This window comes from Bacillus cereus group sp. MYBK14-1 (assembly GCF_051916885.1).
In the GTDB taxonomy this organism is placed as follows: Bacteria; Bacillota; Bacilli; order Bacillales; family Bacillaceae_G; genus Bacillus_A; species Bacillus_A cereus.
Genome location: NZ_JBQAHM010000007.1, coordinates 231,953 through 244,474, shown reverse-complemented (window position 1 = coordinate 244,474; position 12,522 = coordinate 231,953). Strand labels below are relative to the sequence as shown.

The following is a 12,522-nucleotide window of genomic DNA, read 5'->3' as shown; positions in this document are numbered from 1 at the left end:
GGTTAGAGTTTTCCGTGAGTTCTTATGCTTCTTGAGCAACAGGATATACGCTCACTTGTTTGCGGTCACGACCAAGACGCTCAAAGCGTACTACGCCGTCAACTTTCGCGTATAAAGTGTCATCGCCACCACGACCAACGTTAACACCTGGATAAATTTTTGTACCGCGTTGACGGTAAAGAATTGAACCACCTGTAACCGTTTGACCATCTGCGCGTTTAGCACCAAGACGTTTTGACTGAGAGTCACGACCGTTCTTTGTACTACCTACACCTTTCTTAGATGCGAAAAACTGAAGATCTAATCTTAACATACGTTACACCTCCTGCACTTTTTCTATTAAACGGATATACTTTCCGTAATCAAGTTCGATCGTCTTAAGCGAAACAACTAATCCTTCTAAAAGCGTTTGTGCTTTTTCTGCTGCATGAACGTCTAAATCATTAGGCAATTCATACGTTAAGAATCCGCCATCACTTCCGAGTTCAATAGTTGCTTGCACATTACAAAGTTCTTCCACTGCATTTATAGAACCAAACACAACCGCTGTAGTTCCAGCACAGACAAGGTCTTGTCCATGTGGCGCATAATCGGCATGTCCAGTCATTTTAAATGATTGGATACTTCCTAATTTCGTGCGACTTATCGTAATTTTAATCATGTTAACCAGAATTAAGCGTTGATAGCTTCAACAACTAGCTTAGTGTAAGGTTGACGATGACCTTGTTTCTTACGATTGTTCTTTTTCGCTTTGTATTTGAAAACGATGATTTTCTTAGCGCGACCTTGTTTTTCAACTTTCGCAGTAACTGTTGCACCTTCTACAACTGGGCTACCAACTTTAACGTTTTCGCCACCAACGAAAAGAACTTTGTCAAAAGTAACAGTTTCACCAGCTTCAACATCTAATTTTTCAATGTAGATTGCTTGACCAGCTTCAACTTTAATTTGTTTTCCACCTGTTTCGATAATTGCGTACATACTTGCACCTCCTCTTAATTACTAAGACTCGCCAAAAACGAGGTAGACATAAATGCCTTTAGGGAACCTGTCTTGTGCGGTTGTAGCATATAGCCGTTTAGGTGCTATAAACTATAACATAAAGATGTTATCATGAATCATAGACGGTTGTCAATAAATGTTCTGCTAACTATTTTTTCCGTTCTACAATTTCTTTTTTACTTCCAAAACGAACGATAGCATACTTTTCGATAATATCATCTTTGAAATAAATTTCAAATGGAATATTTTTTTGTAATCCTTTTTGCAAAAACTGTTTTTGCAGTTCTTTAGGCGCAGCGATTAATACTGCTTCATCTTCTATATTGCCATATGTGATTAGTTCTCTCTCTAACTCATACGCAATTGTTTCATGCGACATCACATAACCCGTCGCTTTGCAAGGTACACACTCTTTTAATAATACGTCCCGTAAAGAATGCTTTTTACGTTTACGTGTCATTTCCAAAATCCCTAGCTCCGTAAAGCCGAGCACCCTTGTATATGTTCGGTCATCTTGCATAGCAGCTATGAGACATTCTCTTACCTTTTCTTTATCTTCTCTTTTTTTCATATTAATAAAATCAATTAATATCATACCACCAATATCACGAAGTCTTAATTGGCGTGCAATTTCTTCAGCGGCTAGCTCATTTGTGCGAAGTACTGTATCTTGTAAATTTTGTTTTCCCGTAAACTTGCCCGTATTCACATCAATTACAGTCATCGTCTCCATTTGTTCTACAATTAAATAAGCACCATTTGGAAGCCAAACAATTTTTTGGAGTGCTTTCTCAATCTCACGCTCTATTCCAAAATGGTTAAACATCGAAGACTTTTCATTATAAAAAGATACTTTTTCTTTTCCAACTTTGTCTTCTAATTCCTTTACTATACTTCTTGTATCTACAACTACTTTTTCAATTGTTTCAATTGGGTTCTCTTGAAATACACGATCTAAAAAGGTCGCCGGTCGATGAAGTAATAACGGCACCTTTCCTTGACCCTCTTTTCTTTTTAACTCTTCATACAACTGTTGTAATCCTTGCATTTCAGCTTGTATTTCTTCAATTGCTCCTTTTTCAGAAGCAGAACGGAAAATGTACCCCCCCGTTCCCTCTATTTCAATTTGGAGTAACTGTTGTCTTCTTTTATTATTTTTTATTTTTCGAGAAACAGCGCGCATCTCATCAAACGGCATATAAACGACATATTTCCCGGTAAATTCTATATTCGCTGTCAATTTAGGCCCTTTCGTATCAATTGCCTCTTTCACAACTTGTACGAGTATCGCTTGCCCTTCATGTATACGATAAGAAGATGGTACATCATCGTATGAAAGGTAAGCATGTTTTTCTAAACCGATGTTTACAAAAGCTGCATTCATTCCAGCAATTGTTCTTACGACACGTCCAACATAAATATGCCCAACAATCTCTTGCTCTTCATTACGTTTCCATAAAAACTCAACAATCTTTTTCTTCTCTTCAATTGCAACGCGCTTTTCCGAACCAGCGTAATTCACATATAACGTTTTCAAAATTATTTCCTCACTTTATAATCTTCTTTGCTTTTACAATAATAAAAGGTTAGTGCTATCGTCAACACTAACCGATTAATTCTTCAACTGATGAAGTTGTTCGTTTTTCAGTAAAATATGCATAGAGCAATTCATTTTCATCCAATGTGTAATGCTCTTTATATTTTCCACGGACGATAATAGAATGCTTATATCCTCTACGAAATTTTGTGAAAATCGTATATAAACGATCTTCCGTTTGCACTTCAATAGGTGCAATCTTTTCGATTCCTCTTTTGTTTCCATAATAACGTTCTAATAAAAAACGCATAAATGCATACCGTCTTTGTTTCCACTCTTGATATAATGACACTGCTAAAAATATGAGTAGTACCCACATCATAATATTGTTACTATTCCAAAGTAACTGCCATCCTAATATTACACTAAAAAAAACACATGACAATTGCATCATCTTTTCATGTGCTTGTAAATAAGGGAAACGATATGATAATACATTAAACAATACTTTCCCGCCATCTAACGGCCAAATAGGAAGTAAATTGAATGCTAAAATAATTATATTATTCCACATGAAGAAATAATATAAATCTGCATTCAGCCAACCAGCTTTGAACAACATATAACCTACCAGCATCATCCAAACATGTTGAATCGGTCCTGCAATTACGACAACAAGTTCCTCTTTCAATGACTTATTACCATGTTCCTCAAGCTCGGCAACGCCACCAAACGGCAAAAGCTGAATTCTTTTTATACGCCAATTATAGTGTGCTGCTGCAAAAGCATGCCCAAGTTCATGAATAAGAACAATACAAAATAACAGTAGTAACTCTTTAAAACGCGCAGTAAAAATACCAATGACAATAATAACCCAAAATAATGGATGCACGGAAATTTTCGTTAAAACGTCCCTATATTTAATCAAATGATATCACCTGGATCGGATCAATAAATTTCTCATTCTTTTTTATCGCGAAATAAAACTTTCCATTTTTATCATTTGTATCATTACTCACCGTTCCAATTTTTTGTTTCTTTGAAACGTAATCATATAATTTCACTGACATATCGTTTAAGTTTGCATACCATGACTCCGTACCATCTGCATGTTGAATTTGAACTGTATTTCCAAGTTCCTCTTTCTTGCCTGCAAAAACAACTAACCCTTCATTTACTGACTCCACTTTTGCATTTGTAGCTGTTTGGACAAATACACCTTGGCCATTTTTTTGAAACCCTTGCATTACCTTTCCAGAAGCAGGAATTGCATAATCTTTTTGCTGAATACTTCCTTCTTTTTTCTCGTTCGGCGAATAGAATACAAGCGGTTTTCCAAATTGCTTTTCGTACCATTTCGCTACAGTAGCAAACTGAAATTCCTCTTTCATCACTTTTTCTGTAACAGCTTTAGCTCCATTGAATGAAGAAGGAGCATTCTTATATAAAATAGCAACCGAAAGAACTAATATTGCTGATAATAAAACTTTGAAGAAAAAGACTTCCTTTCGAAATAAAGGATGCATTTCCTTTTCTCCATCTTCAATAAATACTGCTTCACTATCAAAATTCCCTCCGTTAAAATACTGCTCTTCCTCCATCCTTTCTTGCTCGGCCTTCCTTTTTGCAATCCGCTTTTTAATTTCTTCTACGCGTCTATTCTTCATACTGTCTCCTTTCTTTCGTTAAGCTAATTTCATTAGAAACAGTTGTATACAGTTTGTACATATGTATGAGCTAAGAAAGAAAGATATTCGTGTGAAGAAAAAAGAAAGCACCTCGCATATGTGCGAAGTGCTCTTAACGGATTCCAAAGAAGTTTTTCACCTTTGCAAATACCGATACCTTTTCTTGTTCAAATGCTTGTAATGGTACATTCTCACCTAACAAGCGTCTTGCAATATTACGATAAGCCAACGCTGCTTTTCCGCTTGGTTGCAACGCCACAGGTTCACCTGTATTTGTAGCTCGAATAACTTCATCGTCATCTTCGACAACACCAAGAAGCTCGATTGACAATGTACGTACAATTTCATCAACATCTAACATATCCTGTTCATGAAGCATATGACTACGTACACGGTTAATAACAAGTTTGGGTGGTTCAATATCCTCTTTTTCTAAAAGCCCAATAATACGATCCGCATCACGCATTGAGGATACTTCTGGAGTCGTAACAACGATTGCTTTATCCGCACCAGCTACCGCATTTTTAAATCCCTGCTCAATCCCCGCAGGACAATCGATTAATATGTAATCATAATCTTGACGTAATACTTGTATTAATTCATCCATTTGTTCAGGTGTTACCGCTGATTTATCACTCGTTTGTGCTGCAGGTAATAAATAAAGATCATCAAAACGTTTGTCTTTAATAAGAGCCTGAGGTAAACGGCAACGCCCTTCAACGACATCAACAAGATCAAATACAATACGATTTTCCAGCCCCATTACTACGTCTAAATTTCGAAGACCGATATCTGTGTCAATTAAGCACACTTTCTTTCCAGATAACGCTAGGGCCGTACCAATGTTCGCAGATGTAGTAGTTTTACCTACTCCGCCTTTTCCAGATGTAATTACTATTGCCTCTCCCACAGCTATACAATTCCCCTTTCTAACTTTGTTAAATTAGGTCTAAGATGAGTGAGAAGTTGCAGGCGATCGACAACAATGTGATTGTTCTCATTAATATACGCACATTCTGCCGCCTCCGCTCCGTCTTCTTTCTCTTCCGGAGCCCGCATTGCCACATCACTAATTCGAAGTTGCATCGGGTTCATAACAGATGCAGCGATTACAGCATCCGAATCCCCATAATACCCAGCATGTGCAATTCCTCTTAATGATCCTACGACAAAAATATTCCCCCCAGCGATAACCGTTCCGCCTGGATTAACATCTCCAATTAACAACAAATTTCCTTTTACATGTAAAACTTGTCCAGAGCGAACAATTTTGGAAATAGGGACAATTTCTGTTTCTTCTTTCCAAGCTATTGCTTCTGCTTTAGTGATAACATCACTTTCAATTGAATCCACAACAAGATTCTTTTTATTACGAATTAACGTACGAATCTCTTCTTGTTGGACTTCTGTTAAATAACGATTTCCTACTTTCACATGCACTTCAATTAAAGAGCGCCCATCACCATCGTAGTAATGTGTAGAAAGTTTTTCGTCTAATTCCATCAATAATTCTGAGAATGAACAACAATCATCTAAATGAAGCGTTATCCCATCTTTTGTCCCTTTTATCGTTACATTTTGTTGCTTTTTTTCTTCCACTAAAGTTCACCCCACCGATTCAATTCGACATAAAATTAGAAAATCCTTTTTTCTTTTTCTTCCATCGCTTTTGAAAGACGCACTATATATCGTCTCAGTGGGAAACAAACTATCAATAAGAAAATAGCATTTAACAATAAAGTAGAAAGGAGACGATCTGTGAAAAAGACATACGCTGGCATATGAGTACGTCCTAATAAAGTTAAGAATCCATACACATAATACTCTAGTGCTACAACGCTAGCTAATATGATAGAAACAACAATAAATAAATTCAATTGTAGTACTTTCATCACACTATATACTAAATAAGCTAAAATCGGATAAGCAAAAATATATATCCCGACAAGTTCTGTGTATACGGTATCAAATAAGAAGCCAAATAATAGTCCGTAATAAATCCCTTGGACCGGACTATAATACACTGTAATAAAACATAAGACGATTATAAAGAAATGCGGTGCTGCTATGCTGTCTTTCCAAAATACATCCGTTGGAACAACAGTAGCAAACATATTTTCAAATAGAAACACAAAAAGGAGCAAAAGAGGAAGAGCTGCTCTTTTTAATATCTTCATCATCTCTTCTTCTCCTCCTATTCTAATGGCGCTGAAGGTGTTGCACGTTTAGCAACCGTAATATGCTCTACGTCATTTAAATCAGCGGCAGGTTTTACATAAGCTGTTTTTGTTAAGCCATATGCATCCGGCTGAACTTCAACGATTTTTCCAATTACAAGACCTTTCGGGAAAATATCACCCAGTCCAGATGTTACAACTAGTTGATCTTTCTCTACCGGTGCATCAGAGCCAATCTTTGTGAAAAGAAGTAATTGCTTTTCTTTGTCATAACCTTCAATCAATCCAAAGATTTTCTCTTGCCCTTGTACAATAGCAGAAACGCGATTTGTTCGGCTCATAGAACTTAGTAATTCTACTGATGATGTAAACTGAGATACACTTTTCACTCTTCCAACTAACCCTTGTGAAGTTACTACAGCCATATCTTTTTTAATTCCTTGCTGTGCCCCTTTATCAATTCCAATTAAATCGTACCATTTATCTGGATTACGAGAAACAACAGTAGCTGGAATTTCAGTATACCCGCTATTTAACTCTTTTTTACCAGTTAGCTCTTGTAACTTCTTGTTATCATCTTCTAATTGTTTTACTTTCCCTGATAGACCTGCATAATTATCTAATTTTGCTTTTAATTCTTTATTCTCTTCATACGTGCGCTTTACATCCTCTACATTTTCGAAGAATCCAGCTACGTATTTCGCTGGCTTTTGGAATACACGTTCTACAACACCGACAGTATCTTTAACAAACTGCTCTGGCCATGTTAAACTGTTCCGTTCTTTCAATGAGATTCCAATCAATGCCACGAGAAGAATAATACTAACCAACAAAACAATTAATCTTTTGTTTAAGAAAAACTGTGGCACGTTCACACCCTCTTAATTTCACTGATTTTTATTTTGCAATATTATCGAGCAGCAGTTTTGAAAAGATCGATATTGTCTAATGCTTTACCTGTTCCAATTGCTACGCAATCTAATGGATCTTCTGCAACAAGAACTGGCATTTTCGTTTCTTCACTAATTACTTTATCTAAATTACGTAGTAATGCCCCGCCACCTGTTAATACGATACCGCGGTCCATAATATCAGCCGCTAATTCAGGTGGAGTTTTTTCTAACGTATTTTTAACTGATTCTACAATCGCATCTACTGTATCTTTTAATGCATCTGCAATTTCTTCTGGCTGAATTAGTACTGTTTTTGGTAAACCACTTACTAAATCACGACCGCGAATTTCCATAGGCTCGATACCTTCTGGCTCGCCTGCAGAACCAATTTCTAATTTTAATGCTTCAGCTGTTCTTTCACCGATCATTAAGTTATAGCTTTTCTTAATGTACTGAATGATTGAATCGTCCATATCATCACCAGCAACACGGACTGACTGGCTTGTTACAATACCACCTAGAGAAATAATTGCAACTTCTGTTGTACCGCCACCGATATCAACAACCATACTACCAGTTGGTTCCCAAACAGGTAAGTTTGCACCAATTGCTGCTGCAAATGGCTCTTCGATAGGATAAGCATCACGAGCACCCGCTTGACGAGTCGCATCGATTACTGCACGTCTTTCTACAGCTGTAATACCAGATGGTACACATACCATTACATACGGCTTACGTGAGAAGAAACCGTTTGATTTTTGAGCTTGTTGAATGTAATATTTCATCATTGTTGCAGTTGTTTCATAATCAGCAATTACACCGTCTTTCATCGGGCGAAGTGCCACAACGTTCCCTGGTGTACGACCAATCATTTGTTTTGCATCGCTACCTACAGCAACGATTTGTTTCGTATCAGTTTGTAACGCAACTACTGAAGGTTCACGTAAAACTACACCTTTTCCTTTTACATATACAAGCGTGTTCGCAGTTCCTAAGTCTATTCCAAGATCGCGAGTAAATCCACCAAATCCAAACATATTATTTATCTTCCTTTCTTGTTTTCACGGACTCATTTTTTCTTACTTTATATTATAAAAACAGTACGTTTTTTATATCTTTATCCTTTTTGTAGATAAATTTCTACAAAAAACTCATAAATCACATTATAAAACAAAATAAGTAAAAAGCATAGTCTTAAATATGACCTTTTTCCTTTAAACTCACGAATTTATGGTCACCTATTATAATATGATCAAGCACTTCAATTCCGATAATCTGGCCGCATTCTACTAAGCGTTTTGTTACTGCAATATCTTCACGGCTCGGCGTGGGATCTCCTGAGGGATGGTTATGAAGACATATGATAGAGGCTGCTGCACGACGGAAGGCTTCTTTAAAAACTTCTCTCGGGTGTACAATTGACGTGTTTAAACTTCCAATAAAGATCGTTTGCCTATGTATAACTTGATTTTTTGTATTTAAATATAAACAAACAAAATGCTCTTGTTGTAAAAAACGCATTTCTTCCATCATGTATTTCGCACAATCTTCTGGACTTCGAATACTATATCTATTTTGATATTCTAAACGTACCATTCTTCTGCCTAGTTCAAAGGCTGCCATAAGTTGCGATGCCTTTGAAATCCCAATACCATGTATACTAATTAGCTCTTCTAATGTTGCATCTTTCAACATACGTAAGCCATCAAATTGATGTAAAATTTTATCTGACAACTTTAAAACTGTTTCTTCTTTAGAACCTGTTCTGAGTAACACTGCGAGAAGCTCTCGATTTGATAAACTTCCAGCACCTTCTAACAATAAACGCTCCCGTGGCTGTTCTTCTCTTACAACATCACGAATACCGTTCATCTCTCCACCCCTTTATTTGTTCTCTCAAAGAAAACCCCATGCAATTTTACGCATGGGTTACATCAATATCAAATTGTTTTAATTCCCGAACGAGACGTGCAATTGGTAAGCCAACTACACTATAGTAGTCCCCTTGAATATTTTGAACGAAAATAGATCCTTTACCTTGAATCCCATAACTACCGGCTTTATCAAAAGGTTCTTTCGACGCGACGTATGTATCAATTTCCTCTTCTGTTAACTCCCAAAATGTAACTTCTGTACGCTCATAAAAAGTAACCGTTTTTTCTTTTGCTATAATTGCAACACCTGTATACACTTCATGTGTTTTCCCTGATAGTAATTGCAACATCTCTTTCGCCTCATCCTCATTAGAAGGCTTACCAAGAATACGCGACTCATATGTAACAATTGTATCTGCACCTAACACAATGTGATCACTATTATTTTCTGCCACCGCTGATGCTTTTTGCAAGGCAAGCGACATTACAATATCAGAAGGCGATGAATATGCACCAATTGTTTCCTCTACTTCACTTACAACGATTTCAAATGGCACACTAGCTAACTCAAGCAATTCCTTCCTCCGAGGTGACCCTGAAGCTAAAATTATTTTTCTCATATTTTCTCCTTCCTTTCTCACATGAAGCAGAACAATTTATATTAATCGTATCAAAGGAATAGTTTGCCCACAAATGAAAGAAATATTAATTTCTCTAACTAAAATAACACTTCTTTATTGCATACGATTATATTCCTGTCATAGAGAAAGCACTTTGCTCTAAATTCAAAAGAAAAGAAAGAAGTACATGTACTTCTTTCTTACTCATTTTATTATCCTATCATTTCACTTTCTACGAAACAATTTTTTCATACGAGAGTAAACCATCAATAATAACTTGATTTAATTTCGCCAAAGATTCCTTATCCATCTTCCCATCTTTTACTGTTTGTACAGCTACCGACGTATACATATACAGTTTCTTTGCTTCTTCTTGTTTCATACTTTTCCCTTCTTTTTCAACCTTTTTCCATTCTTTTTCAATTACTTCTATATCTTTTGCGCTGCTTTTTCCACCAACTTGTACGCTAGAAGCATATTTTGCTAAATGAGTGTATAATGGCTGCACTTTTGTTAAAAATGTTCCTACTTCTTTATCATCTTTCAGCAATGCTTTATCTGTTATATCCCAGTTCTTTTTTAAAACGGAGACACCATCATTTTTATACTTAGTCATTAATTGATTTATAGACTGTTCATCGCTAGCAATACCAACAACTATTGCATACTTATCACCGCTCGGTCTCAAAGCACCAATGCCCCCATTGCCTTTCCATTCTTCAAGAGCTGCCTGTCCCTTTTCTTCAGAAGAATAAAGCCCCCCTTGAACAAAAAATAATTTCATTGGATCCAATGAAGTTCCTGCTTGTGCTTTTTGTTTTTCTTCTTTCGGTGCTGGTGTTTGTTCTGCCGTTCCACCCACCTTTGATTCTCCATTTCCAGTCGGCCTTGAAGCTGTCACTTCACTTCCTCCTGTCGTTCCTTGTCCAGTAAGTAAATGAAGCATCCCCATTCCAAACGCCGTACCGATAATGATTGCAGTTGCAACGATTACAATTAATGTATTACTCCACTTCTTTCGGTATTTTTCCACAGACATTGATTTCGCTTTTTGAAACGGAACAACATTTTTCGGTCGTTCACTTTCTACTACCATCCATTCAAATTCATCTTTCTTTTTTTCCTCATACTTCGCTTCTGTTCCATTCACTTTCACTGAGATCGTTCGTGATTGCTTGTCCATACACTCACACCTCACCTCTTATCGTTGTCCGCATCATATCATATTCATTTCATAAAAAAACGAGATATTTGTCAGAGGAATTCGCCAAATAACCCTATATATTTATCTTATATGTATGCATTTGACTTCATTTGTAGAACAAAAAAACTAGATAGCAAAGACTATCTAGTTTTTCTCGCAAATATATTTTCGTACTTCAGAAATGAAATAAAGAGAACCTGTTATGATAAAAACATCATTTTCTGCTATCATTTCAACTTTTGTATCAATTGCCTCTTTCCAATTTTCAAAAACTAATTTTGATTCTTTCTGTGAATATGATGCAAGCTTATCAGCAGAAATAGCACGATCAAAGGCGAATGTTGTAAAAATAATTTCATCTGCAATGGTTTCTAATTGGCCTACCATGTTATGTAATTGTTTATCACCAAGGGCAGTAAATAACACTATTACATTTTTATCTTTGTAATGCGCTTCTACTGTTTTCACAAGGCTTTCGATACCTTCTGGATTATGAGCACCATCTATAATAATATCTGGATTACTTTGCAGTTTTTCAAAGCGCCCCACCCAATACGCTTCCTGTAATCCAGTTCTTATTTCTTCTTCCTCAATTAAAAATGATAAGTATGTTTTTACATACATGACTGCCATAAGCGCAAGTGCTGCGTTTCCTACTTGGTGGCTGCCTTTCATTGTGATTCGCACATCTTCAAAAGAGGCGAAAGGACAAGTGAAATCGAACTGTTCTCCATCTTCACTAGACTGTTTATGTAATGCTGTAAAATGGTTGCCCATCTCGTATAAGTTTGCATGATTTTCCTTTGAAACATTTTGAATGACTTGCAAAGCTTCTTCATCTTGTACACCAGTAATTACCGGCACGCCAGACTTAATAATCCCCGCCTTTTCATATGCAATTTCTCCTAGTGTATTTCCTAAAATATGCATATGATCGTGACCGATATTCGTAATAATCGTGAGAACAGGGTGTATAACATTGGTAGAATCAAAACGTCCACCAAGCCCTGTTTCAAATAAAACAACATCACAGAAATTGAATTTGCCGAAATAGCAAATCGCCATAACAGTAATAATTTCAAACTCTGTCGCTTCCCCTAAATCCGTTTCATCTAGTTTTTCCACGACTGGTTTTACCAGCTTTACAAGTTCAGTAATCTCTTCGTCTGCAATTGGTGTTCCATTCACACTAATGCGTTCATTAAATGATTCGATGTAAGGAGAGGTAAACGTTCCTACCTTATATTTCGCGCCTTCTAACATGTAACGCATATATGTTAACGTTGAACCTTTTCCATTTGTACCAGCAAGATGAACACATTTTATATGACGCTCTGGATTTCCGAGCTCTTCTAGCATCCAATTCATTCTTTCTAATCCTGGTTTAATACCAAATTTCAATCGGCTATGAATCCACCCTATCGCTTCTTCGTATGTATGTATCACGTATGCTTTTCCCCTTTCAAAAGACAACTTTCATAGTTCTATTATACGCAAAGAAAAGAGACTCACCAATATAGTGAGTCT

The 12,522-nt window shown here is 36.5% G+C and carries 15 protein-coding genes and 1 other annotated feature; all 15 genes read right to left on the bottom strand.

Going from position 1 to position 12,522, the window contains the following annotated elements; all coding sequences use genetic code 11:
* Positions 1-22: 22 nt before the first annotated feature.
* On the bottom strand, positions 23-313 hold the full coding sequence (gene rpmA / locus ACTFR3_RS19580; protein WP_000944958.1) for a 50S ribosomal protein L27: 291 nt from the start codon (positions 311-313) through the stop codon (positions 23-25).
* Between the two features lie 3 nt (positions 314-316).
* Positions 317-661 (bottom strand): ribosomal-processing cysteine protease Prp, encoded by a 345-nt coding sequence (locus ACTFR3_RS19575; RefSeq protein ID WP_001973720.1) that lies wholly within the window; start codon positions 659-661, stop codon positions 317-319.
* Positions 662-672: 11 nt separating this feature from the next.
* A complete protein-coding gene (gene rplU, locus ACTFR3_RS19570; RefSeq protein ID WP_000270907.1) occupies positions 673-981 on the bottom strand; it encodes a 50S ribosomal protein L21 in 309 nt (102 codons plus the stop codon).
* A 14-nt stretch (positions 982-995) separates the two neighbouring features.
* Positions 996-1,073: a sequence feature (ribosomal protein L21 leader region), on the bottom strand.
* Between the two features lie 77 nt (positions 1,074-1,150).
* On the bottom strand, positions 1,151-2,539 hold the full coding sequence (locus tag ACTFR3_RS19565) for an Rne/Rng family ribonuclease (protein ID WP_000855491.1): 1,389 nt from the start codon (positions 2,537-2,539) through the stop codon (positions 1,151-1,153).
* A 67-nt stretch (positions 2,540-2,606) separates the two neighbouring features.
* On the bottom strand, positions 2,607-3,467 hold the full coding sequence (gene spoIVFB / locus ACTFR3_RS19560; protein WP_000599058.1) for a stage IV sporulation intramembrane metalloprotease SpoIVFB: 861 nt from the start codon (positions 3,465-3,467) through the stop codon (positions 2,607-2,609).
* Entirely contained in the window at positions 3,460-4,206 is a 747-nt protein-coding gene (gene spoIVFA / locus ACTFR3_RS19555) for a stage IV sporulation protein SpoIVFA (RefSeq protein ID WP_000797471.1), read from the bottom strand. The genes spoIVFB and spoIVFA overlap by 8 nt, the downstream gene beginning before the upstream one ends.
* A gap of 133 nt (positions 4,207-4,339) precedes the next feature.
* Positions 4,340-5,137 (bottom strand): septum site-determining protein MinD, encoded by a 798-nt coding sequence (gene minD, locus ACTFR3_RS19550; RefSeq protein ID WP_000503309.1) that lies wholly within the window; start codon positions 5,135-5,137, stop codon positions 4,340-4,342.
* Positions 5,138-5,139: 2 nt separating this feature from the next.
* Positions 5,140-5,826 (bottom strand): septum site-determining protein MinC, encoded by a 687-nt coding sequence (gene minC, locus ACTFR3_RS19545; protein ID WP_000391521.1) that lies wholly within the window; start codon positions 5,824-5,826, stop codon positions 5,140-5,142.
* A gap of 35 nt (positions 5,827-5,861) precedes the next feature.
* The gene (gene mreD, locus ACTFR3_RS19540; RefSeq protein ID WP_000975766.1) at positions 5,862-6,407 is read right to left on the bottom strand and encodes a rod shape-determining protein MreD; all 546 of its coding nucleotides are present in this window, start codon (positions 6,405-6,407) and stop codon (positions 5,862-5,864) included.
* Positions 6,408-6,421: 14 nt separating this feature from the next.
* On the bottom strand, positions 6,422-7,273 hold the full coding sequence (gene mreC, locus ACTFR3_RS19535; protein ID WP_001135488.1) for a rod shape-determining protein MreC: 852 nt from the start codon (positions 7,271-7,273) through the stop codon (positions 6,422-6,424).
* A 41-nt stretch (positions 7,274-7,314) separates the two neighbouring features.
* A complete protein-coding gene (gene mreB, locus ACTFR3_RS19530) occupies positions 7,315-8,334 on the bottom strand; it encodes a cell shape-determining protein MreB (RefSeq protein WP_000466736.1) in 1,020 nt (339 codons plus the stop codon).
* 157 nt (positions 8,335-8,491) lie between these two features.
* Positions 8,492-9,169 carry a RadC family protein gene (gene radC, locus ACTFR3_RS19525; protein ID WP_001013390.1) on the bottom strand — a complete coding sequence of 226 codons (678 nt, stop codon included), beginning with the start codon at positions 9,167-9,169 and terminating at the stop codon, positions 8,492-8,494.
* Positions 9,170-9,215: 46 nt separating this feature from the next.
* Positions 9,216-9,791 (bottom strand): Maf family protein, encoded by a 576-nt coding sequence (locus ACTFR3_RS19520; protein ID WP_001226290.1) that lies wholly within the window; start codon positions 9,789-9,791, stop codon positions 9,216-9,218.
* Positions 9,792-10,023: 232 nt separating this feature from the next.
* Entirely contained in the window at positions 10,024-10,974 is a 951-nt protein-coding gene (locus ACTFR3_RS19515) for a stage II sporulation protein B (RefSeq protein ID WP_000361009.1), read from the bottom strand.
* A gap of 165 nt (positions 10,975-11,139) precedes the next feature.
* Positions 11,140-12,441, bottom strand: a complete 1,302-nt coding sequence (locus tag ACTFR3_RS19510) for a bifunctional folylpolyglutamate synthase/dihydrofolate synthase (RefSeq protein WP_048538143.1) — start codon at positions 12,439-12,441, stop codon at positions 11,140-11,142.
* Positions 12,442-12,522 lie beyond the last annotated feature (81 nt).

Bases quoted from the DNA above. Each gene is read 5' to 3' on its own strand.
- rpmA (WP_000944958.1), bottom strand. From the start codon at position 313: ATGTTAAGATTAGATCTTCAGTTTTTCGCATCTAAGAAAGGTGTAGGT.
- ACTFR3_RS19575 (WP_001973720.1), bottom strand. From the start codon at position 661: ATGATTAAAATTACGATAAGTCGCACGAAATTAGGAAGTATCCAATCA.
- rplU (WP_000270907.1), bottom strand. From the start codon at position 981: ATGTACGCAATTATCGAAACAGGTGGAAAACAAATTAAAGTTGAAGCT.
- spoIVFA (WP_000797471.1), bottom strand. From the start codon at position 4,206: ATGAAGAATAGACGCGTAGAAGAAATTAAAAAGCGGATTGCAAAAAGG.
- mreD (WP_000975766.1), bottom strand. From the start codon at position 6,407: ATGATGAAGATATTAAAAAGAGCAGCTCTTCCTCTTTTGCTCCTTTTT.
- mreB (WP_000466736.1), bottom strand. From the start codon at position 8,334: ATGTTTGGATTTGGTGGATTTACTCGCGATCTTGGAATAGACTTAGGA.
- radC (WP_001013390.1), bottom strand. From the start codon at position 9,169: ATGAACGGTATTCGTGATGTTGTAAGAGAAGAACAGCCACGGGAGCGT.
- ACTFR3_RS19520 (WP_001226290.1), bottom strand. From the start codon at position 9,791: ATGAGAAAAATAATTTTAGCTTCAGGGTCACCTCGGAGGAAGGAATTG.
- ACTFR3_RS19515 (WP_000361009.1), bottom strand. From the start codon at position 10,974: ATGGACAAGCAATCACGAACGATCTCAGTGAAAGTGAATGGAACAGAA.